This is a genomic window from Kitasatospora sp. NPDC088742, assembly GCF_055584905.1.
In genome coordinates, this window is sequence record NZ_JBVJLD010000003.1 from 230,978 (window position 1) to 252,122 (window position 21,145).

The window sequence follows — 21,145 nt, forward strand, 5'->3', positions numbered from 1 at the left end:
TTCAGTCGTGGTCGCGGAGCCGCCGCCGTCAGGACTTGGTCTTGGAGAGGTGGTCGATGCTGATGGTCAGTGAGCTGTACGCGCTCTGCGCCTCGGCGGCCTCCGAGAGCTTCGGGCCGCCGGACATGCCCGTCTCCTTGTTCTGGACGCAGTTCGTGGCCGTGCGCTCCGTCTCGTCGAGCACCTTGGACCAGTAGCCCTGGGCGGTCTCGTTGGGCAGCTTGCGGTACGCCTTCGCCGACTTGACGTGGTCGAGCACCTCCTTGCAGCGCTGGACGGTAGTGCTGCCGCCCCCCTGCCCGCTGAGGGATATCAGCGAGCGGATGTCGGTGCCCAGCGTCAGGGTGTGTTCCTTGCCGCCCTTGTCGACCCAGCTCTTGAAGGTGTTGTCGTCGGAGGAGCAGCCTGCGAGTCCGGCTGACAGCAGGGCGGCGACGGCGAGGGTGAACGCTCCGCGCAGGGCCGGGCGGGGGCGGCGGTCGACGGTCATGGGCACGTCCTTCGGTGTCGAGTCCTTTACGGCAAGGGAACTGACAGACTCTCAGGTTTCTGTGACGTCCGGAGGCGATCGCCGACCGATTCCGTGGTGTGCGGGGCCTTGGTCAGTTCGATGCCGGGGCATCGCGGAACGGGCCGTGCAGGGCCGCCCATTGGAGGAGCATGACGGTCTTGCCGTCGGCGATCCGGCCGTCGAGGGTCATCGCGAGGGCCTCGGTGAAGGGGAGTTCGAGGACCTCGATGTCCTCGCCGTCGTCCTCCAGGCCGCCGCCGGGGCCGGTGCGGTCAGCCGGGGTGTAGGGGGCGGCGAAGAAGTGCAGGCGTTCGGTGACGGAGCCCGGACTCATGTAGGAGTCGAACAGGTGGGTGAGCGGCCCGAGTTCGACGCCGAGCTCCTCCGCGCTCTCGCGCCGGATCGCGGTCTCCGGGTCGTCCGCGTCGAGCAGGCCGGCCGCCGCCTCCACGAGCATCCCGTCGGGGTGGCCGTTGACGTAGGCGGGGTAGCGGAACTGGCGGGTGAGCAGGACGAGTCCGCGCTCGGCGTCGTAGGGCAGCACGACGGCGCCGTTGCCCCGGTCGTAGGTCTCGCGCTGCTGGGTCTCCCAACGCCCGTCCCGGCGGCGGTAGTCGAAGGTGGTGCGGCGCAGGACGTGCCAGCCCCGGGAGGTGAGATCCACCTCGCGGACCCGGACGCCGGGGTTGCGGTCGAGGTCGCGGCCGGCCAGGTCGAGGCCGGTGCGACCGCGGTGGTCGGGGGTGGTCGTGCCGGGGAAGGGTGCAGGGGCGGTGTCCGGTGGCTGCGCGGTGGTCATGGCGGTTACCATACATGCAGAATCGTGCAAGAACGGGAAGGAACGCGAATGCTGGCTGCCGAACGGCGCGACCACCTGCTGGAACTGCTCGCCCGTACGGGCAAGGTGGTGGCCAAGGAGGTCGCCGCCGAGCTGGGCATCTCGGAGGACAGCGTCCGCCGCGACCTGCGCGACCTCGCGGCCGAGGGGCTGTGCCAGCGGGTCTACGGCGGCGCGCTGCCCGTCTCCCCGGCCGTGGCCGACTACGGGACGCGGCAGGCCGTCGCCCCCGACGGCAAGCGGAAGGTGGCGGCGGTGGCCGCCGCGCTCGTGCGGCCGGGCGGCTCGGTCATCCTCGACGGCGGCACCACCGCCCTCGCCGTGGCCCGGGCACTCCCGAAGGACCTCGTCTGCACCGTCATCACCCACAGCCCGACCGTCGCCACGGCTCTGATCGACCATCAGGGCGTGGAGATCTTCCTGCTCGGAGGCCGGGTCTTCAAGCACTCCGCCGTCACCTGCGGCGCCGCCGCCGTCGAGGCCGCCCAGAACGTCTCCGCCGAGCTCTGCCTGCTCGGCGTCACCGGCGTCCACCCCCGGGCCGGGCTCACCACCGCCGACGCCGACGAGGCCGCGATGAAGCGCGCCCTCGCCGGGCGGGCGGCCGACACCTACGTCCTCGCCTCCTCCGAGAAGCTGGGCACCGCCTCGCAGTACCGCGTCCTCCCGTGGGAGAAGGTCACCGCGGTGATCACCGACGCCGACCCCCGCCACCCGGTGGTCGCCGAGCTCACCTCCCTCGGCGTGGACGTCCTGCCCGCCCGCTGACGGCCGGTCACGAAACGCCCTTCCGTGCCGGCCGGCCCACCACGTAGCGTCCACGGATGACCATTTCCCTATCCGACCGTGTCCGTGGCTCCCTGCTCGGCGGTGCCCTCGGCGACGCGCTGGGCTGGCCGGTGGAGTTCCGCCGGCTCGACCGGATCCGCGAGGACCACGGCCCCGACGGCGTGACCGGTCTCCGGGCCGCGGACCGCCCGGGGGACCGGGCCGGGGACATCACCGACGACACCCAGATGACGCTGTTCACCGTCGAGGGCCTGCTGGCCGGCGGGACCCCGGCCGACCTGCACCGCTCCTACCGGCACTGGCTGCTGACCCAGCACCGGAAGGGACCCGGTCCCGGGCCCGTGGCCTCGCCGCTGCTGGCGCACGCCTTCCTCTACGCCCGCCGCGCCCCCGGCAACGCCTGCATGAGCGGCCTGGAGGACCACCCGGAGTTCGTCCCGCCGGTCGCGACCGGCCTGGCCGGCCCGGTGAACGGGCACTCCAAGGGCTGCGGCACGGTGATGCGCTCGGCCCCGTTCGGCCTGCTCGGTCTCGGTGCCGAAGCGGCCTTCGAACTGGCGTCCCAGTGTGCCCAGTTGACGCATGGTCACCCCACCGGACAGCTGGCGGCCGGCACCTTCGCAGCTCTGGTCGACCGGGTGGTGGCCGGTCTGCCGCTGCCCGAGGCGCTCGCGGCGGCCGTGGCCGTGCTGGAGCGGTACCCGAACGCGGCGGAGACCGTCGAGGCCCTGGACAGGGCGGTGCGGATCGCCGCCGAAGGCCCGCCCACGGCGGAGGCGGTGGAACGGGTCGGGCTCGGCTGGATCGCCGAGGAGTGCCTGGCCATCGCGGTCTACAGCGCGCTCACCACCACCGACGCCCGCGCCGCCCTGCTGCTCGCCGTGAACCACTCCGGCGACAGCGACTCCACCGGAGCGGTCTGCGGCAACCTGGTCGGGGCCCTGTACGGCGCGGCCGCCCTGCCGGCCGACTGGCTGGCGGTGGTGGAGGGGCGCGAGCTGGTCACCGAGATGGCCGACGCCCTGCTGACCCGGGCTCAGCCCTGGGTCGGCTAGAGGCTGTCGATGCGCTGCCGCTCCGCTGCGGCGAGGGTGCGGTAGTGCTCCTCCCGTGACCCGTCGCCGATGTGGGCGGCGGCAGCGGTGGCGGCCTGGAGGACAACGAGGGACAGTCGCGGGACCTCGGCGGCCTGCTGATCCGCGTCGGCGAAGACGGTGGTGGCGAGGTCGGTCGCGGCCGTCCCCGCGAGGAGGAAGAGCTCCTCGACGTAGCTGCGGCCCAGGCCCACCTCCTGCCACTCGTCGACGTCCGTCAGGGCGCGGCGGCACTCGGTCAGCGCCTCCCAGGCCGCCGGATGGTCGCCCGCCCGGCGCTCCAGCCCGGCCAGGGTCTGCCAGGCCGAGGCCCGGTCCCAGGCGCTCTCGGCGAACGGCAGGGACTCCCGCTGGGCCCGGGCGGCCCCGGCGAAGTCTCCCAACTCAGCCAGGTGGTAGCGGAGTTGGCTCAGGGTACCGGCGGTCCGTTCCTCCTCGGCGGCCCAGGCGTCCAGCAGGGCACGGGCACGCCCGGTGTCCCCGGTCATGGCGGCGCGGTCGACCAGGGTGAGCAGGTCCTCCTCGGCCGGATCGGCCGGGAACCGCCTGCGCATGAAGGGGAACCAGTCGGCCAGCTCCTGCTCGGTCACCCACGGCGTGCCGTCCTCGCCGAGCAGCCGCTCCAAGAGGGCGTCCCGCTCCGGGTGGTCGCCGGCCCGGACGTGGGCGAGGGTGGGCTCGACGCCCGCCGCGCACAGCGCCTGGAGATCGTAGCCGCACCAGGTGTCGAAGTTGGCCCGCTTGATCTCCCAGTGCAGCCAGACGTCCTCCACCTGGCGGTACTCGGCGAGCAGCAGCCCGGCCAGCGTGGTCTCCTCGCCCAGCCCCTGGAACGGCGCCTCCCGCCGCCACTCCGCCTCCTGCCCGGCGAGCCACCGGACCAACTCCAGGTCCCCCGGTCGCCGGTCGTACTGCAGGGCCCAGAGCACCTGCGCCCGCCGTACCGCGTTCCGGTCGTGCTCGTACCCGTCGGCGCCGGTGGCCGGCTCGCACCGCAGCTCCTGCCACGCCGCGGCGGACTCCCGCATCCGGTCCAGTTCGCCCCGCTCGGTTCGCGTCATCGGGCCAGCATCCCACCGGCTCCGAGGAGTCCCGTCCCTGGGGGTGGGACGGGAGATCCCGGCGATGGAGGGTGTCAGGGGAGGCGGAGCGAGGCGACGCGTTGGAGGAGGTGGTCGGCGCTGTGGCGGCGGCGGTGGGGGAGGAGGCGGCGGTGCAGGCGGGCCGCGGCGGAGTGGGCGCGGCGGGAGGTGAGGAGGGGGTAGACGTCGAGGAACTGGTGCCAGGTGGAGCAGGCGGCGTCGAGGCGGCCGGCGGTGAGCTGACGCTCCGCCAGCTTGCCGAGGACCAGGGCGTGGGAGCGGGTCTCGGTGCGGGGGCGGCGCGCGGCGGAGGTCTCCAGGGACTTGATGGCTCCGTTGAGGTCGCCCAACTCGGCCTGGACCAGGGCGTGGTGGTGGTCCCAGGCGGCCCGGTGGTAGTCGCCGACCGGCGGTGCCGGGCCCTCGATGCGGGGGAGCAGGTCGAAGGCCTCGTGGACGTGCCGCACCGCGGCGGCCCGGTCGCCGGTGGCGGCCTCGGCGAGGGCGAGCTGGCCGAGGACGGAGGCCCGCAGGCGGGTGGCGGAGGTGGAGAGACGGAGCTCGGCGGCGGCCCGGGCCAGGCTGAGGCTCTCCTGCGGGTGGTTGAGCTCGTAGGCCTGGGCGGCCATCGCCCGCAGCGTCATGGCCTGGGCCGCCGGGTCCCCGCACTGGCGGGCCAGCTCCAGGCCGAAGCGGTAGAAGTGCAGGGCCAGGCCGTTGAGTTCGTCGTCGAAGTGCATGAAGGCGCACAGGTAGCTCAGCCGCGAGGCGGCCGCCAGCACCTCGGTGCGCCGCACCGGTGAGGCTGCGGCGGCGAGCATGTCGGGGACGGCCGCGGAGAGGAAGGCGGCCAGCGCGGCGCGGGCGTGACCGCCGCCGCGCAGGTGGTCGGCGGCGGAGAAGACCGGGAGCAGGAGGGTGAGGACGTGCGGGTCGGCGGGTGCCCCCTCGCCGTCGGGCCGGAGCTCCAGGGCCACTCCGGCGGAGAACGGGGCGGGCGCCTGGGCGCTCAGCCGTGCCTCGGTCGAGGGTTGGTAGGCGAGCACGCTGCCGCCCCGGTCGGGGCTGAGCGCGGCGGCGGCCAGGTGGGTGAGCAGGGAGCGGGGGTTGGCGGGCGGAGGGGCGCCGGTGCGGCTGCCGTTGCGAGCGCCGGTACGGGCGCCGGTGCGTGCGCCCTCGGACGGGGTGTCGCGCTCGAAGCCGGCCTCGGCCAGGCCGATGGCGCGGCCGAGCCGCTCGGTGAGCGCGGCGCAGACCAGGTGGGCCACCGGGCCGCGGGGTTGGGTACCGGTCAGCCACTGGTGCACGGAGGCGCGCTGGTAGGCGACGCTCCGCAGGCCGGACTCGGCGCCGATCCGGTTGACCGCGCGGGCCAACTGCGCGCCGGTCCACCGGGCTTCGAGCAGGAGTTCTCTGAGACGGACGTTCGGTACGCGGTGGACTGTCACCCGCCCGCACCTCCTAGACGAGGTCGTCGGAGCGGCTGCGACGGCGAGGCTGCCGCAGAACTCCGGATGCCTACCAAGAGGTTAGAGCACAGGGGGCCAAGACGGACAGAACGGGCGGTAATTGACGGAGCGGAACTCTTGACACCTCAGTGACCGGTGAAGCCGCACGGGGCGCACGGCAGGTCGCACCATCGAGGTGACCGGGTGCGCCGAAGCGTGCGCCCCGGAAGGGAAGGTACTCCGCGATGACCAGCGCACCACGGTCGGCGCCCGAGGGTGCGGGCACCGCCCGCACCGTTCGCACCGTCCATCTCTTCCCCGGCCAGGGCGACTTCGGCCTCGGGCCGGTGCTCCGGGCCCTGCCCGCCGTGCCCTCGCTGCGGCGCGCCCTGGCCGAGGTGTTCGAGGAGGCGGACCAGGCCGCCCCCGAACTCGCCATCGCGCCGCTCGGCCCCAGGCTGCTGGCGGCGGCGACCGCCGCTCCGGGCTCCGCGCCGAGTGCCCGGGAACTGGCCGCCGAGCCGCCCGGCACGCTCCAACTCGCCCAGTTCGGCATCTGCCTGGCGGTGCACCGGGCGCTGGAGGAGGACGGTGTGGTGGCGGGCCGGTTCATCTCCGTGAGCTTCGGCGAGATCCCCGCGCTGACCGCCGCCGGCTGCTGCTCGGTCGCCGACGGCGCCCGACTCGCCTTCCGCCTGGGGCAGTTGCTCACCTCGCACGGCGGCGGGATGACCCTCCTCGGCTCCGGACCGTTCGAGACCAGGCGGCTGCTCGCCCAGGCCGGGCCGGAGGCGGCGCGGACGGTGCCGGCCTGCGTCAACCACGCCGGGGAGACGGTGATCTCGGGACCGCTCCCCGACCTGGAGGCCGCCGAGCGGTGCGCCGTGGCACTGGGCGTCCCGGTCCAGCGGTTGCGGCTGCCGTTCATGAGCCACCACCCCGGTCTCGCCGAGGAGGCCGCCGCGTTCGAACGGTACGCGCGGCAGCTCCGGCTGGAGCCGCCCCGCCGCCCGGTCTTCTCGGCGGTGGCGGGCCGCCTCCACCAGGCGCACACCGACCTGCCGAAGGCGCTGGCCGCCTGCCTGGTCAAGGCCTTCTCGCTGCCCACCGTGCTGCCCTCGGGCCTCAACGGCGCCGCGCTCGCGGTGGAGACGGGCACCGGGGGCGCACTGGCGGGCGCGGTGCGCGCCGTCACGCCGGGGGTACGGGCGCTCGCGCCGCTCGCGGAAGGCCGCTGGCCCGCTCCCTCCGCCGCCCCCGCTCCTGCTGGGCCCGCCCCCTCCGGGACTCCTGACACGACGTCGGGCACGGACCGCGCTCTCGACGTACCCCGGATGCGGACCTTCCGGGCCGCCCGCTCCCACCGCCCTCCGTCGACCTCCGCCGGGAGGAAACCATGACCACCACCGCACCCGGCGAGCTGCACGCCCGGCTCGCTCCCCTGCTGCCACCGGAGCAGGCGGCCCAGCTGGCCCGTCTGCTGGACGGCCCCCTGCTGCGCCGCCCGCCCTCCGCCGTCGCCGACACCGGCGCACACCGCCGGCTGGCCCGGCTGGCGGCCCACCTCCCGCCCGCGCCGGAGGTGCTGGCCGATTCCGAACTCCTCGCCACGCTCAGCGAGTTGACCGCCCTCGCGGACCCCTCGCTCTACCAGACCTTCCTCTCCCACTACATCCTCTGCGTCGGCTCCCTCACCCTGCTCGGCGGTGCCGAGGACGACCTCCGCGGCGAACTGGCCCGGGCGCGGACCAAGGGCTCGTTCATGGTCACCGAGATCGGCGAGGCCTCCAGCCACCTGCGCATCCGCACCGAGGCCCGCTACGACGCCCGGCGCGGCCTCTTCACCCTGCACACCCCGGACGCGGCGGCGGCCAAGTTCTCCTCCGTCGCCGCCACCGGTCTGCCCCAGCAGGCGGTGGTCTGCGCCCGGATCGTGACGGACGGTCAGGACGGCGGGGTGTTCTCCTTCCTGACGGACATCACGGGGGCCGACGGGCGGCCCGCCCCGGGCGTGAGCATCTCCGGCCCGGTCACCGTGGACGCGCTGCCGCTGCCCTACGGCTTCGTCCGCTTCGACGGCGCCGAGGTGCCGCACGACCGCTGGCTGGCCGACGGCGCGAAGATCGACGAGCGGGGCGCGGTGGACGACCCGAGGGGCGGTCAGGACGCCCGGCTGCAGCGGACCCTGAGCTGCGGTCAGGCGCTCTGGGCCACCCTGCCCTCGGCGATGGCCGCCCTGGCGGCCCGCTCCGCCGCGACGGCCTGGCGGTTCAGCTCCGCCCGGCGCAGCCACGGCCGGCTGGCCCCGGGGCGTCCGGTGCTGGAGTACCGCACCCAGCAGCACGCCGTGCTCGGGGCGCTCGCCACCGCGCACACCCTGCGCTGCTCCGCCCGGGCGGCGCTGGCGGAGTGGGAGGCGCTGCGGGCTCCCGAGTTGCGGGCCCCGGAGTGCGGCGCCGGTGCGCCGGGGGCCGTGATGACCTTCTCGCCCTGGGCCGCCGTGGACCGGGCGCTGGCCCTGCGGAAGGTGTACGCCACCCGGGCGGTCGCCGAGACCGTCGACGAGCTCCAGCACCGCTGCGGCCTCTCGGGCTTCTTCGGCGAGAACCGGCTCTCCGAGTACCTCGGGCTGGCCCGCGCCTTCGAGAACGCCGGCGGGGACAATACCCTGACCCTGATGGACGCCGGACGCGCCCTCGCCGAAGCGTCCACGGACTCCCGGCCGCTGCCCGACGGACTGCCCGCCCCGACCGAGCCCGGCTGGTGGCCCGCCGTGGTCGCGGCCCTCCAGGACCGCCTCGCCGCCGAGCTCTCCCGGGCCCGGGCCGCGCGACTGAGCGCGGGCCACGAGCGGCTCGACCTCTGGAACCCGTTGCTGGCCGACGTGCTGCTGCTGGGTGAGGTCCACGCCACCCGCCTCGCGGCCGACGCCGCGTCAGCAGGCACTGCTCCAGGCCCCGGCGGGATGCTCCCCGGTGCCGCCGAGCTGGCCGCCCTCGACGGCCTGCGCCGGGCGAGCCGACTGGCCGGCCCGCTGCTGGCGTTCGGCGTCCTCGACCCCGCCACCGTCCGCGCCCTCCCGGCCGCCCTGGACACCGTCTGCGACCGGCTGCTGCCGCGGTTGCCGGAGGTCGTCGCGGCGCTGGACCCGGCGCCGGGCGGCGCCGCCCTCGACGCCCCGGAGTACGCCGCCGCGGTGATCGACCGTCACGCCCCCGCCCCCATCAGCCGCCTCACCGCCCGGATCGGACGGACCCCGTGAACCACGCCCCGCAGATCGGCATCCTCGGCATGGGCACCCACCTGCCGTCCGCCGTCCGCACCAACCACGACGTCGCCCGCGAGGCCGGAGTCCCGGCCGACTGGATCGCCGAACGCACCGGCGTGCTCGAGCGCCGCACCGCCGGCCCCGACCAGGCCGCCTCCGACCTGGCGGCCGCCGCCGTCCTCGCCGCCTGCCGGGCGGCCGGGCTCGAACCCGGGCAGTTGGACCTGCTGGTGCTGGCCACCTCCACCCCCGACGAGCTGGGACCGGCCACCGCCTGCCGGGTCCAGGCGCTGACCGGCGCGGTCAACGCGGTGGCGCTGGACGTCAGCGCGGCCTGCTCCGGCTGGCTGTTCGCCGCGAAGGTCGCGCACGCCTGGCTCGCCACCACCCCCGGCGCCCGGTACGCGGCGGTGGTCGGCGTCGAGGCGTACTCCAAGTTCGTCGACCCCACCCACCGGGGTACCGCCGTGCTGTTCGCCGACGGCGCCGCCGCCGGCATCCTCGGCCACGTCCCGCACGGCGGCTTCCAGGGCTTCCGGCTCGGCTCGGACGGCCGGGGCGCCCACCACGTGCTGATCCCCGGCGGCGGCAGCCGCATCCCGGCCAGTGCGCAGAGCCTGGCGGATGGCCGTCACCACATCCACATGGACGGCCGGGCGGTCGGCGGCTTCATCACCGAGATCTTCCCGCAGATCGTCGAACAGGCCTTGGCCGACTACGAGTTGGACCTCAAGGACGTCGACGCCGTCATCACCCACCAGCCCAACCCGCTGCTGCTGCGCGGTGTCGCCGACCGGATCGGCATCCCCGCCGACCGCCTTCACATCACCGGCGACCTCACCGGCAACATCGGCGCCGCCTCCGCCCCCTACGCCCTCGCCGACGCGGCCGCCCTCGGCCTGTTGCGGGACGGGGCCCGGGTGCTGATCTGCGTCTTCGGCGCCGGTCTCACCTGGGGCACCGCGCACCTCACCTGGACGGGTGCGCCCAGCCACCACACCCCTGCCTCGCGGCGTACCGCCGATCCCCGAACTTCCGCTCTCCACACCGCCGTTCAGGTCTGACCGGCCGTCACCACCGGAGGTACCCCCATGACCATCCTCGACCGCTTCCGCCTCGACGGCCGCCGCACCCTGGTGACCGGCGCCTCCCGGGGCATCGGCCGCGCCGTCGCCGTGGCCTTCGCCCAGGCCGGTGCGCGGCTCGCGCTCTCGGCCCGTACCGAGGCCGCCCTCAAGGAGACCGCCGACCTGGTCGCCTCCTACGGCCACCCGCCCGTGCTGGTGCCCGGCGACCTCGCCGACACCGCGCAGGCCGCCCTGGTCGACCGGGCCGCCGAGGAGCTGGGCGGCCTGGACGTCCTGGTCCACAACGCCGGAACCCTGCCCGTCCAGCCGGACGGCAGCCCCATGATGGCCCCGCTCCAGTACCTGCCGCAGGCCGCCTGGGACCAGGTGGTCGCGGTCAACCTCAACGCCACCGCCGCGATCTGCCGCCACGCCCACCCCTACCTGGCCGCCTCGGACGGGGCCAGCCTGGTGCTGATGTCCTCGGTGGCCGGGGTGGTCGGCACCCCGCTGATGGAGGCCTACGCGGCGACCAAGGCCGCCCAGGTGTCGCTGGCCCGCAGCCTCGCGGTCGGCTGGGCCCGCAGCGGGATCCGGGTCAACGCGCTCTGCCCCGGCTGGGTGCGCACCGACATGACCGCCGCCGTGCAGGCCGATCCGGCGCTCTCCGCCTGGCTGTTGGCGCACGTGCCGGCCGGGCGGTGGGCCGACCCGGAGGAGGTGGCCGGGGCCGCGCTCTTCCTCGCCTCGCCCGCCGCCTCCTTCCTGAGCGGCCAGGCGGTGGTGCTGGACGGCGGCCTCTCGGTCCCTGACGGCGGCCTGGCCGGGTTCCCCAAGCCGCCCTCCCCGTTCGCCGCCGCCGTATGACCGGCGCGACGCCCCGCCGGCCCGGCGCGACGCCCCGCCGGACCGGCGCCACTCCCCGCCTGGCCGGCGCCCCGCAACGTCCGACCGTCGCCCCGCCCCGCTGCGGCCCCGTTGCCGTGGTGGCCGCAGTCGGCACGGCCCTGCCGCCCCGGGTGGTGACCAACGGTCAGGTCATCGCCAGGGGCGGGCTGGACAGCACCGACGAGTGGATCACCAGCCGGACCGGCATCCACCGCCGCCGCCTGGCCGGGCCCGGCACCAGCACCGGGGACCTCGCCGCCGCCGCCGCCCGGGCCGCCCTGGAGGCCGGCGACGGCGACGGCCCGGCCCCGCGCCCCGACCTGCTGCTGCTCGCCACCACCACCCCCGACCGCCCCTGCCCCGCCACCGCCCCCGAGGTCGCCCACCGGCTCGGCCTCGGCACCGTCCCCGCCTTCGACCTGGCCGCCGTCTGCTCCGGCTTCCTCTACGCCCTCATCACCGCCAACTCCCTCGTCCGGAGCGGCTGTTGCCGCACGCCGCTGGTGGTGGCGGCCGAGAAGTACTCGGCGATCATCGACCCCTTCGACCGCGACACCGCACCCCTGTTCGGCGACGGCGCGGCCGCCGTCCTGCTCCGCGCCGGGAGCGCCGAGGAGCCCGGCGCCGTCCTGGAGGCCGACTGGGGCAGCGACGGCGGCGGCAGCGACCTGATCGCGGTCGGTGCGGGCGGCACCCGGCTGCCCGCCGCCGACGAACTACCGCGCGAGCAGCGGTACTTCCGGATGAGCGGCCGTCAGGTCTACGCCCACGCCGTCCGGCGGATGGCCTCCTCGTCCGGGGCGGTGCTGGCCGCCACCGGCTGGCGGCCGTCCGAGATCCGGGCGTTCATCGGCCACCAGGCCAACCAGCGCATCCTGGACGCCGTCGCCGACCGGATCGGCATCGCCCCGCCGCACCGCTTCGGCAACATCGCCGAGGTCGGCAACACGGCCGGGGCCTCCATCCCGCTGGCCCTCGCCGACACCCTCGCCCGGGGGCGCTGCGCCCCCGGGGCCCCGACCCTGCTCACCGCCTTCGGCGGCGGCCTGACCTGGGCCTCCGTCACCCTGCGCTGGCCGGACGCCCCGGTCCGCGCGGCGACCCCGCAGGACCCCGCCGCACCGCACCACTCTCCTCTGGAGGTCAGCACGCCATGAGCACCACCAACCCCGTCCGCGCCCACCTGGTCACCCTGCTCACCGAGAAGTTCGACGCGCCCGCCACCGAGGTCACCGACACCGCCGCCCTCGAGGACCTGGAGCTGGACTCGCTGGCCAGGGTCGAACTGGTCGTCAGCCTCCAGGAGCACTGGGGCGTCGCCCTGGACGACGACGCCGACTCCGCCGCCGACGTCACCGTGGCCGACCTGGTCGGCCGGGTCAGCGCCCTGCTCGCCCAGTCCACCCGCCTGGCCGGGCCCTCGGCGTGAGCACGGTCCGGACGCGCTCGCGTCCCGCCCCCCGCGCGCCGCTGGCGGTCACCGGCCTCGGCCTGGTCACCCCGGCCGGGGTCGGGACCGAGCAGACCTGGCGGGGCGTCCTCGACGGCCGCCCCGCCGCCGCCCCCGACCCGCTGCTGGCGGGGCTGCCCGTGGGCCTCTCCTGCCGGGTGGCCGGCGACTACCTGTCCCTGACGGGCCGTCGGCAGCCCTGGCGGCTGGACCGGGCCACCCACTTCGCGCTGGCCGCCGCCCGCCAGGCCGTCGCCGACGCCGGGCTGGACCCGGCCGACTGGGACGGGGCCCGGGTGGCCATCGTGCTCGGCTCCGCGGCCGGGGGCATCGGCAGCTACGAACAGGCCGCCGACCGCCTCCGTACCCAGGGCCCCGGCGCGGTCTCCCCGCTCACCCTCCCCGCCTTCCTCCCCAACATGGCCGCCGGTGAACTGGCCATCGACCTCGCCGTCACCGGCCCCGTCCTGCACACCGCCACCGCCTGCGCCTCGGGCGCCACCGCCATCCAGACGGCCGCCCTGCTGCTGCGCGCCGACGCCTGCGACATCGCGCTCGCGGGCGGGGCCGACGCCATGGTCACACCGGTCTGCGTGACCGGCTTCGCCCGGATGCGGGCGCTCTCCCGCAACCCCGAACCCAGCAGAGCCGCAAGGCCGTTCGACGCGCAGCGGGACGGCTTCGTGATCGGCGAGGGCGCCGGCTTCCTGGTGCTGGAGCGTCAGGCCGACGCCGCCGCCCGGGGCGCACGGCCGAAGGCCCTGCTGGTCGGCACCGGCAGCGCCGCCGACGCCCACCACGCCACCGCCCCGCACCCCGAGGCACGCGGCCTGACGGCCGCCGTCCGGCTGGCCCTGGCCGAGGCCGACGCCGCCCCGGAGGACGTCGACCACCTGAACGCCCACGGCACCGGCACCCCGCTCAACGACGCCACCGAGGCCCGGATGATCGCCGGACTGTTCGCCCGCCGCCCGCCCTCCGTCACCTCCGCCAAGGGCACCATCGGCCACACCATGGGCGCCGCCGGAGCGATCGAGGCGGTCCTCACCGTCCTCACCACCGAATGCCAACTGGTGCCCCCCACCGCCGGGTTCAGCACCCCCGACCCCGAGACCGCGCTGATCGACCTGGTCCACACGGCCCCGCGCGCCCAGCCCGTCCGGCTCGCCCTCTCCACCTCGGCCGGCTTCGGCGGCCACAACACCGCTCTGGCCTTCGCCCCGGCCGCCGTGTCCTGACGATCCGCTGCGCGAACGGTGCGACTGCGTCCCGGAGGGCTTCCGCAGGACGGTGAGTGGGGACACTCCCGAAGCCGTCCGACAGCCGATCCGTCCAAGGAGCAGATGGGCCATGGCAGTTCACCTCACCGCAGCCGAACTCCGCCTCCTCCACGGCATCGAGGAGACCCTCCGTCACACCGACCCCACCCTCGACCGACTCCTCCGCCACCGGCCCGGCCCGCTCCGGCGCCTTGCCGCCCGGCCGCTCCCGCTGGTCCTCACCGTCCTGCTGCTCTCCCTCCTCGCCGAGGCCTGCACCGTCCTCGCCGTCCTGCGGACCCCGTGGGCGGCCGTCCCCGCGGTGCTCGCGGGCGCCGTGGTGGTGGCCGCGTTCCGCCGCCTGGCCGGACTGCGGATGCGCTGACCGCGCCGGCCCGTGGTCGATGCCCCGCCGGTGGCTCCCGGCGGGGCATCGACCATGCTCGGGGGCAAGGGCGTTACGAGTCGCCGGCGGGGGTCGCACCGGGGTGGCGGTGCAGCCAGTACGGGTTGTCCCGGGGCAGTCCGGCGCTGACCCGGCCGTACATGCCGAAGGTGGCGATCAGCAGGCCCATCACGAAGCTGAAGATCACGTTCGGCATCCGGAACGCCAGCAGGTTGGCGGAGCGCTCCAGCAGCACGAGGTTCACGAAGCCGCTGACGACGAACAGCGTGCCGACCACGATGTTCACGGTGGAGGCGGTGTTGCCGCCGATGACCGCGCCGGTGATCAGCACGGCGGCGACCACCAGCGAGACGACGCTGAGCAGCCCGTTCGAGGACAGGCCGGCGACGTTCTCGCCGTCCGTGCTGAAGAACGACAGTCCGTCGGCCAGCCCGAGGCAGCCGAACACCAACAGCACCGCGCCGCACAGTCCGGCGCCGATCCGGTAGACCCGGGCGAGCCGGTGGTCGACCGGCAGTTCGTCCTGGAGTTTCATGGCTCGTCTCCTCCTCACGGAGATCCGGAGGTGTCCGGTCCTCCACCCGTGACGGTCCTCCCGGCACCGGCGGGCGGGCACTCGCAGCGCTCGCGCAGCGTTTTCCCGCCGGAGCGGGCCCATCCGTCACCGGGTTCCGCGCCGAAGACAGGGACAAACCGCCTGCGGCAGCCGCAGGCCCGCCGACCACGGAGGTCACCGCGATGGATCGTCGACTGCTCAGGACGGTCGGAGCCGCCACCGCCCTCTACGGCCTGGCCGTGGCCGCCCGGCCGCTCGTCCTGGCCGGCCCTTCGGGCCTGGCCCCGGGCGGGGCGGTGCCCCGGGACGTGGCCACCTGCCTGCGGCCGCTCGCCCTCCGCGACGCCGCCTGCGGCCTGGCCATGGCCCTCGCTCCGGACGACCGGAGCCTGCGCACCGCCGCCGCCCTGCGGATCGCCTCCGACCTCTCCGACGCCCTCACCCTGACCACCACCCTCCCGGGTCGCCGCCACCGCGCCATGGCCCTGACGGTCTCGGTCGGCTGGGCCTCGCTCTCCGTCCTCGGCCTGGCCCGGACCCCGCGCGGGGCCTGAGCCGCTCCTCGCTGACCGCCCGCGAAACGCTGCACCAACGCTGCGCTTGGCCGCGACGCATCGATTCGCCGCACTGTGGCGGTGTGACCGGAACAGTGACCACCGAGTGCCGGCCGTCCCCCGCCCAGGACGGCCGGCCGGCCCTGCTCGCGGCGGTCGCCCGCGGCGACCAGGCCGCCTTCGCCGAGCTCTACCGCTCCCTCGCCGGCCCCGTGTACGGGCTCGCGCTGCGGCTGCTGCGCAGCCCCGCTCACGCGGAGGAGGTCGCCCAGGAGGTCCTGTTGGAGGTCTGGCGGACCGCCGCCGCCTACCGCCCCGAACGCGGGACCGTACTGACCTGGGCGCTGACGATCGCTCACCACCGCGCGGTGGACCGGGTCCGCTCGGTCCGCGCCTCCTCCGACCGCGAGCTGCGCTTCAGCCGCCAGGACCAACCGCTGCACGCCCCGTCCACCGACCAGGTCGAGCACCTGCTGGAGGCGGAGCGCGTCCGGTCGGCGCTGGCGGAGCTGACCGCGCCGCAGCGCGAGTCGCTGGTGCTGGCCTACTACGGCGGCTACTCGCAGCGGGAGATCGCGGCGCTGCTCGGGGTGCCGCTCGGCACCGTGAAGACCCGGATGCGGGACGGGCTGCGCCGGCTGCGACCGATGGTCGTCCGCTGAACGGCCCGCGGCCGGCCGCCGTCGGCCCGCGGCCCGCACCCCTGCGGACGTGGGATGGTGGCGTGTCATGAGGGACCGTCAGACCGGGGCGCCGGAGCACGCGACACCGCAGCCGCCGGACGGCCCGGGCGCGGGCCTGCCCACCGGGGCGGTGGCCCGGCAGCTCGGGGTCTCCCCGACCACCGTCCGCTCCTGGGAACGCCGTTACGGCCTCGGGCCGGCCGAACGCGACCCCGGCCACCACCGCCGCTGGAGCCCGGCGGACATCGAGACCCTGGCTGCCATGTGCGCCCTGACCGCCCGGGGCGTCCCGCCCGCCGAGGCGGCCCGCGCCGTCCTCGCGGAGCGCGGCACCCCGGCCACCGCCCCGCCCGGCGGCCGCACCCCGACGGACGGCGACCGCGCCCTGCGGGTGGGCGCGGTCCGTCCGGAGTGCCGGGGCCTGGTCCGGGCCGCCGTGCGGCTGGACTCGGCCGAGGTCGCCGCCCTCCTGCGGGAGACCGTGGACGAGCTGGGCGTGGTGGAGGCCTGGGGCGAGGTGATGATGCCGGCCCTGCGCGCGGCCGGCCGCAAATGGGCCCGCTCGGGCGAGCAGTACGTCGAGGTGGAGCACCTGCTCTCCTGGCACGTCTCCACCGTCCTGCGCACCGAGGCCGTCCGCCCCGGCGCCCCGCGCACGGTCCCGCCCGTCCTGCTGGCCGCGATGCCCGACGAACAGCACACCCTCCCCCTGGAGGCGGTCGCCGCTGGCCTGACAGCCCGTCGGATCCCGTTCCGCATGCTCGGCGCGGCCGTCCCGCCGCGCGCCCTGCTCGACGCCCTGGACCGCACCGGCCCGGGCGCCGTCATGCTCTGGTCCCAGCACCCCACCACCGCCGACCCCCACCTCGTCCGCCGCGTCCTCACCACCACCTGGGGCCCACGCGGCGCCCGCACCCACCCCCGCGTCCTCGCCGCCGGCCCCGGCTGGCACCGCGGCGACCAACCCGAAGGCACCGCCGGCCCCCGCTCCCTCCCCGCCGCCCTCGACCTCCTCGAACGCACCGCCACCTGCCCCGGGGGCGGTGACGGCGGAAGCGGAGCGGCGGGCGCCCGGCGGGCCGTGTTCGGTGGTCCGCCGGGCGTGGACGAGGGTGGTCAGAAGCCGGTGTCGTAGGTGTAGAGGGCGGTGTGGTCGAGCATGTCGGCCGGGGTGACGTTGTTCCAGGGCTTCATGGTGTCGTTGAGGTCGACGACGTTGGCGGTGCCGGCGGCGGGGAGGTAGGGGGAGGAGGGGTGGCGCTTCTGCCACTCGGACCAGAGCTTGTCGATGAAGCAGTGGTGGAGCCAGAAGACCGGGTCGTTGGGGGACATGCCGGTGCTCATCATGCCGCCGACCCAGACGTGCACGCGGTTGTGGAGGTTGACGCCGCGCCAGCCCTCGAGGTTGTTGCGGAAGCCGGCCGAGGTGCTGTTCCACGGGGCGGCGTCGTACTCGGCGATGTTGAGCACGCCGTCCGCCTCGGTGCGGGTGGGGAGTTGGGCGACCCCGGTGGCGAGGGAGCGGCGCAGGTAGTTGCGGGTGTCGGGGCGGACGGTGAGGGTCCAGTTGCCGGTGTTGTAGGCGAACGGGCCGGTGGTGACCTGGCCGTCGCTGCTGCGGCCGTTGCCGCCCATGAAGTCGGCGCCCCAGATGGTGGCGCCGGTGGTGCGGTCGGCGGTCCAGTCCCAGTAGGGGAGGGTGACGGTGGGGTCGATCGCCTGGAGCGCCTGCTCGAACTGGAGCAGGAAGCGGCGGTGCCAGGGCAGGAAGGACGGCGAGCGGTGGCCGACCCGCTCGCCGTTGTCGGTGTCGCTGACGATGAACTGGTTGTGGGTGCTGACGAAGGAGTCGTAACCGCCGTTGCGCTTGAGCGCGATGACGGCGTTGACGAAGGCGCGCTTCTCCTGGGCCGTCAGGGTCGCCTGGTTCTTGCGGACTGCCATGAGTCCCCCCTTGTACGTGTGGTGGTTGGTGAGGGTGAAGGTGAGGGTGTGCCGCGGATCAGGCGACGGCGACCGGGACGAGCGCGGCGCCCTGGAGGTCGTTGACGGCGGCGCGGGCCAGCGCGCGGGGCGTCGCGAAGGTCTGGTAGTGGTTGACGACGCTGATCCAACTGCCGTCGGCGTTGCGCATCATGTGCAGCTCCTCGCCGTCGATGTGGACCGCGTAGCCGGTGCCGCCGCCCGCGCCGCCGGTGGTGCCGTGGTGGTGGCCGCCGGTGTCGGCGACCGGACGGCCCTGGATGCGGCGGCCGTGGAAGACCTCGTCGAAGGTGTCGGAGGCGCCCGGGTCGGCGGCGGTGGCGGAGTCGCCGGCCGGGCCGACGAGGCCGAGCGCGAAGGTGCCGGCGGCGGCGGTCAGCGCGACGGCCGAGCCCTGCAGCATCCGACGGCGGGTCAGTTCCGAGGTGTGGGTGGTTTCGGACATCAGAAGTACCCCCTTGGGCGCCCCCGCTGTGTTGGGGCGCCGTTCATCAAGCAGTGCAGAAACGTTAATGCGAAGGAATCCCAAGATCACCCTCGCAGTTTCGATGCTTTCAAGTCGGGATCGCCTGCGGAACTGCCGATCGGCGGGGGTCGAAAGGAGGTGGCTGGATCGAGCCAGCGGAGCGTGGACCACTTCTCGGGACGGACCGTAAGATCTTCACCTCCTTCACTGAACGATCATCAGAAGGAGAGGGATCTTCACCCTGTGTAGTCGCCCGGCCGGAGATCCTTCCGCGGCCCCCGTGCTGGTGGCGGGCATGGTGAGCTGGCTCACGCCACAAGGATGGCGCGATGGGGAGCACTCACGATCATGCTCCGGTCACGGAACGTGTCATGCCCCGGTCGGACGGCCCGCAATCCGGTCGGCGGCGGCGTGCATGGCCGCGGCGCGGGGGTTGCCGAGGGCGGTGAGGAGCTCGGCCGCGCGCAGCCAGGCGGTGCGGGCGGCGGCGAGGTCGCCGAGGTCGTGCTGGGCCTCGGCGAGGTGGGCGAGCACCTCGGCCTGGTTGTAGTGGTTGAGGACCTCCCCGTAGAGGCGTAGCGAGACCTCGAAGTGCCGCACCGCCTCCGGGAGTTCACCGAGGCGGTGGAGGGCGTAGCCGATGCTGTCCCAGGTGGCGGCCTCGCTGAAGGTGTTGCCGGTCCGCTGGAGCAGCGGCAGTGCCTCGCGGCAGCTGGCGATGGCCGCGTGGTGCCGGCCGAGCAGGGTCGAGTACCAGCCCACGGCGTTGAGTTCACGGGCGACGGGGTTGGGGTCGTCCAGGGTCCGGTAGATCGCCAGCGCGGCCCGGGCGTGGTCGAGCGCCTCCGCGTACCGCTGCTGCCGGCCCCGGACCCAGCCGAGGCTGCGCAGCGCGTTGGCCCGTTCGAACGGGGCGAGCCGGGGCAGGTGGTGTTCGAGGTGGCCGACCGTCTCCTCGGCCTCCTCGCCGCGTCCCGCCTCGGCCAGCGCCCGGGCCAGCGCGGCGGCGGCCCGGCAGATGCCCGCGGGATCGCCCAGCAGCAGGGCCGCCTCCAGGGCCAGCCGCTGGATCTCGATCTCGTCGGCCCACTGGCCCAGCGCGGAGAAGTAGGGGACGCAGTCCTCGGCGAGGCTGGTCCGGAAGTGCAGCAGCCGGGGGTCGTCGCCCTGGCGCAGCGCGGCCAGGATGGTGCGCTCCTCCCGCCGGAACCAGGCGAGCGCCCCCTCGCGGTCGTCGAAGGGCAGCAGGGTGACGCCGGGCGCGGGCGCGTGGTCCAGGGCGTGGATGGTGCGGGTCTCCCAGGCCCGGACGGCGGCCCGCGCGTTGTGCCGCAGGTAGTCCAGCAGGCGCAGCTCGGCGGCGTACCGGTCGTCCCCCTCCCCGTCCAGCAGCTCGGCCGCGTGCTCGCGCACCAGGTCGTGCAGGACGAACTGCCCGTCCGCGTCCCGGCCGAGCAGGCTCGCCGAGACCAGGGAACGGAGCAACAGCCGTGCCCGGGAGGGAGGTTCGGCGCCGGCGGAGGCCGCCGCCTCGGCCGAGAAGACCGGGCCGGGGAGGACGGCCAGATGGCGGAAGAAGCGGGCGGTCTCGGGGTCGAGGGCCCGGTAGGACCAGGAGAAGACGGCCCGGACGTCGGTGTGCGGGTCGTCGGTGGTGAACTCGTCCAGACGGGTACGGGCCCGGGCCAGCTCGCCCGCCACCGCCCGCAGGCCGAGGGCGGGTTCGGCGCCGAGGCGGGCCGCCAGGATGGCCACGGCCAGCGGCAGCCGTCCGCACAGCTCCACCAGCTCGGCGGCGTGGGCGGGTTCGGCGGCCACCCGCTCGGCGCCGATCCGGGCGGCCAGTGCCGCCAGGCCCTCCTCGCCGCTCCACGGGCCGAGGTTGACCAGCACGGCCTCGTCGGTGGCGGCGAGCCCGGTGAGGTGGTGGCGGGAGGTGATGACGGTCAGACAGCTCGCGGACCGGGGGAGCAGCGGGCGGACCTGCCGGGAGTCGCGGGCGTTGTCCAGCAGCAGGAGCACCCGGCGTCCGGCGATCCGCTCCCGGAAGGCGGCGGCGCGCTGCTCGGTCCCCTCGGGGACGGCGGCGGCGGGCAGGCCGAGGGCGCTGAGCAGTCCGGCGAGGGCCTCGCCGGGGTCGAGGTGGTCGCCCGAGGGGGCGAAGCCGCGCAGGTCGAGGTAGAGCTGGCCGTCCGGGAAGCGGTCGGCGTGGCGGTGCGCCCAGTGCACGGCCAGGCTGGTCTTGCCCACCCCGGCGAGGCCGCTCACCACCACGACCGGCGGGTGGCTCTCGAGTGCTGGTGCCGAGGTCGGTGACGGAGTTGGCGTAGGTGTCGGCGTCGGGGCGGTGGCGAACCGGGTCAGGATCTCCTCGCGGCCGCGGAACAGCCGCAGGTCGGGCGGGAGCTGACGCGGCGTCGGGCTCTCCCGGGAGGGGGATGGAGTGGCGGCGGGGCGGGCGGCCTCGGTGAGGGCGTGGCGTTCCCGCTCGTCCAGGGGCAGCGCGTCCAGCAGTTCGGCGAGCGTGCTGAGCCGGGGCACGCTGCGCCCGCGCTCCATGTCCCCGATCGCCCGCACGCTCACGCCCGAGGCGGCCGCCAGCCCCTCCAACGTGAGCCGGGCCCGTTCGCGCGCGCCCCGCAACAGCCGGCCGAACTCCGTCCGCTCCACCTACGTACCCCCTCGACCCGCCCCCGCACGGAGATCATCTCACCCGGGCGCCCGCCCGCGAACTGCCTGCGAACTGCCCGGGAACCGCCTGTCGGCCGCCTGGCCGCCAGGGGCGGGAGCGGGAAGGCTGGAC

21 protein-coding genes are annotated in these 21,145 nt (G+C 75.3%); 13 read left to right on the forward strand and 8 right to left on the reverse strand.

Annotation, left to right across the window (positions count from 1 at the left end):
- Positions 1 to 28 precede the first annotated feature (28 nt).
- Positions 29 to 490: a hypothetical protein gene (locus ACZ6ZR_RS05430; RefSeq protein WP_465639575.1), complete on the reverse strand. Its 462-nt coding sequence runs from the start codon at positions 488 to 490 to the stop codon at positions 29 to 31.
- 112 nt (positions 491 to 602) lie between these two features.
- The gene (locus ACZ6ZR_RS05435) at positions 603 to 1,310 is read right to left on the reverse strand and encodes an NUDIX domain-containing protein (protein ID WP_465639576.1); all 708 of its coding nucleotides are present in this window, start codon (positions 1,308 to 1,310) and stop codon (positions 603 to 605) included.
- A 48-nt stretch (positions 1,311 to 1,358) separates the two neighbouring features.
- Here ACZ6ZR_RS05435 and ACZ6ZR_RS05440 point away from each other — a divergent pair, with 48 nt between their 5' ends.
- The gene (locus ACZ6ZR_RS05440) at positions 1,359 to 2,117 is read left to right on the forward strand and encodes a DeoR/GlpR family DNA-binding transcription regulator (protein ID WP_465639577.1); all 759 of its coding nucleotides are present in this window, start codon (positions 1,359 to 1,361) and stop codon (positions 2,115 to 2,117) included.
- Positions 2,118 to 2,173: 56 nt separating this feature from the next.
- Positions 2,174 to 3,193 carry an ADP-ribosylglycohydrolase family protein gene (locus tag ACZ6ZR_RS05445; RefSeq protein WP_465639579.1) on the forward strand — a complete coding sequence of 340 codons (1,020 nt, stop codon included), beginning with the start codon at positions 2,174 to 2,176 and terminating at the stop codon, positions 3,191 to 3,193.
- Here ACZ6ZR_RS05445 and ACZ6ZR_RS05450 read toward each other — a convergent pair.
- Positions 3,190 to 4,293: a hypothetical protein gene (locus ACZ6ZR_RS05450; protein WP_465639581.1), complete on the reverse strand. Its 1,104-nt coding sequence runs from the start codon at positions 4,291 to 4,293 to the stop codon at positions 3,190 to 3,192. The genes ACZ6ZR_RS05445 and ACZ6ZR_RS05450 overlap by 4 nt on opposite strands.
- A gap of 74 nt (positions 4,294 to 4,367) precedes the next feature.
- Complete coding sequence (locus ACZ6ZR_RS05455) at positions 4,368 to 5,762, reverse strand: tetratricopeptide repeat protein (RefSeq protein ID WP_465639582.1); 1,395 nt, start codon at positions 5,760 to 5,762, stop codon at positions 4,368 to 4,370.
- 245 nt (positions 5,763 to 6,007) lie between these two features.
- On the opposite strand from ACZ6ZR_RS05455, the gene ACZ6ZR_RS05460 reads away from it, so the two are divergent.
- The 8 genes from ACZ6ZR_RS05460 (at position 6,008) to ACZ6ZR_RS05495 (ending at position 14,079) form a co-directional block, all read left to right on the forward strand.
- Entirely contained in the window at positions 6,008 to 7,162 is a 1,155-nt protein-coding gene (locus ACZ6ZR_RS05460) for an acyltransferase domain-containing protein (RefSeq protein ID WP_465639584.1), read from the forward strand.
- Positions 7,159 to 9,024 carry an acyl-CoA dehydrogenase family protein gene (locus ACZ6ZR_RS05465; protein WP_465639585.1) on the forward strand — a complete coding sequence of 622 codons (1,866 nt, stop codon included), beginning with the start codon at positions 7,159 to 7,161 and terminating at the stop codon, positions 9,022 to 9,024. The genes ACZ6ZR_RS05460 and ACZ6ZR_RS05465 overlap by 4 nt, the downstream gene beginning before the upstream one ends.
- On the forward strand, positions 9,021 to 10,094 hold the full coding sequence (locus tag ACZ6ZR_RS05470; protein WP_465639587.1) for a 3-oxoacyl-ACP synthase III family protein: 1,074 nt from the start codon (positions 9,021 to 9,023) through the stop codon (positions 10,092 to 10,094). The genes ACZ6ZR_RS05465 and ACZ6ZR_RS05470 overlap by 4 nt, the downstream gene beginning before the upstream one ends.
- A gap of 27 nt (positions 10,095 to 10,121) precedes the next feature.
- A complete protein-coding gene (locus ACZ6ZR_RS05475; protein ID WP_465639589.1) occupies positions 10,122 to 10,964 on the forward strand; it encodes an SDR family NAD(P)-dependent oxidoreductase in 843 nt (280 codons plus the stop codon).
- Positions 10,961 to 12,142 carry a beta-ketoacyl-ACP synthase 3 gene (locus ACZ6ZR_RS05480; protein ID WP_465639591.1) on the forward strand — a complete coding sequence of 394 codons (1,182 nt, stop codon included), beginning with the start codon at positions 10,961 to 10,963 and terminating at the stop codon, positions 12,140 to 12,142. The genes ACZ6ZR_RS05475 and ACZ6ZR_RS05480 overlap by 4 nt, the downstream gene beginning before the upstream one ends.
- Complete coding sequence (locus tag ACZ6ZR_RS05485) at positions 12,139 to 12,414, forward strand: acyl carrier protein (protein WP_465639593.1); 276 nt, start codon at positions 12,139 to 12,141, stop codon at positions 12,412 to 12,414. The genes ACZ6ZR_RS05480 and ACZ6ZR_RS05485 overlap by 4 nt, the downstream gene beginning before the upstream one ends.
- Positions 12,411 to 13,673 carry a beta-ketoacyl-[acyl-carrier-protein] synthase family protein gene (locus ACZ6ZR_RS05490; RefSeq protein ID WP_465639595.1) on the forward strand — a complete coding sequence of 421 codons (1,263 nt, stop codon included), beginning with the start codon at positions 12,411 to 12,413 and terminating at the stop codon, positions 13,671 to 13,673. Before ACZ6ZR_RS05485 ends, ACZ6ZR_RS05490 begins: the two co-directional genes overlap by 4 nt.
- A gap of 112 nt (positions 13,674 to 13,785) precedes the next feature.
- Positions 13,786 to 14,079, forward strand: coding sequence for a DUF3040 domain-containing protein (locus ACZ6ZR_RS05495; protein WP_465639597.1), 294 nt, complete (start codon positions 13,786 to 13,788; stop codon positions 14,077 to 14,079).
- Positions 14,080 to 14,152: 73 nt separating this feature from the next.
- Here the strand turns inward: ACZ6ZR_RS05495 and ACZ6ZR_RS05500 are convergent, their stop codons facing one another.
- Positions 14,153 to 14,635 (reverse strand): DUF4383 domain-containing protein, encoded by a 483-nt coding sequence (locus tag ACZ6ZR_RS05500; protein WP_465639598.1) that lies wholly within the window; start codon positions 14,633 to 14,635, stop codon positions 14,153 to 14,155.
- A 203-nt stretch (positions 14,636 to 14,838) separates the two neighbouring features.
- Between ACZ6ZR_RS05500 and ACZ6ZR_RS05505 the strand changes: the two genes are divergently transcribed.
- The 3 genes from ACZ6ZR_RS05505 (at position 14,839) to ACZ6ZR_RS05515 (ending at position 17,028) form a co-directional block, all read left to right on the forward strand.
- Entirely contained in the window at positions 14,839 to 15,210 is a 372-nt protein-coding gene (locus tag ACZ6ZR_RS05505; protein WP_465639599.1) for a hypothetical protein, read from the forward strand.
- An 83-nt stretch (positions 15,211 to 15,293) separates the two neighbouring features.
- Positions 15,294 to 15,872 carry an ECF RNA polymerase sigma factor SigK gene (gene sigK, locus ACZ6ZR_RS05510; protein ID WP_465639601.1) on the forward strand — a complete coding sequence of 193 codons (579 nt, stop codon included), beginning with the start codon at positions 15,294 to 15,296 and terminating at the stop codon, positions 15,870 to 15,872.
- A 67-nt stretch (positions 15,873 to 15,939) separates the two neighbouring features.
- Positions 15,940 to 17,028, forward strand: a complete 1,089-nt coding sequence (locus tag ACZ6ZR_RS05515) for a MerR family transcriptional regulator (protein ID WP_465639603.1) — start codon at positions 15,940 to 15,942, stop codon at positions 17,026 to 17,028.
- Here the strand turns inward: ACZ6ZR_RS05515 and melC2 are convergent.
- The 3 genes from melC2 to ACZ6ZR_RS05530 form a co-directional block, all read right to left on the reverse strand.
- Positions 17,010 to 17,837, reverse strand: coding sequence for a tyrosinase MelC2 (gene melC2 / locus ACZ6ZR_RS05520; protein ID WP_465639605.1), 828 nt, complete (start codon positions 17,835 to 17,837; stop codon positions 17,010 to 17,012). The genes ACZ6ZR_RS05515 and melC2 overlap by 19 nt on opposite strands.
- Before the next feature lie 58 nt (positions 17,838 to 17,895).
- Entirely contained in the window at positions 17,896 to 18,321 is a 426-nt protein-coding gene (gene melC1, locus ACZ6ZR_RS05525) for an apotyrosinase chaperone MelC1 (protein ID WP_465639607.1), read from the reverse strand.
- A gap of 390 nt (positions 18,322 to 18,711) precedes the next feature.
- Entirely contained in the window at positions 18,712 to 21,012 is a 2,301-nt protein-coding gene (locus ACZ6ZR_RS05530) for an ATP-binding protein (protein ID WP_465639609.1), read from the reverse strand.
- Positions 21,013 to 21,145: the final 133 nt, after the last annotated feature.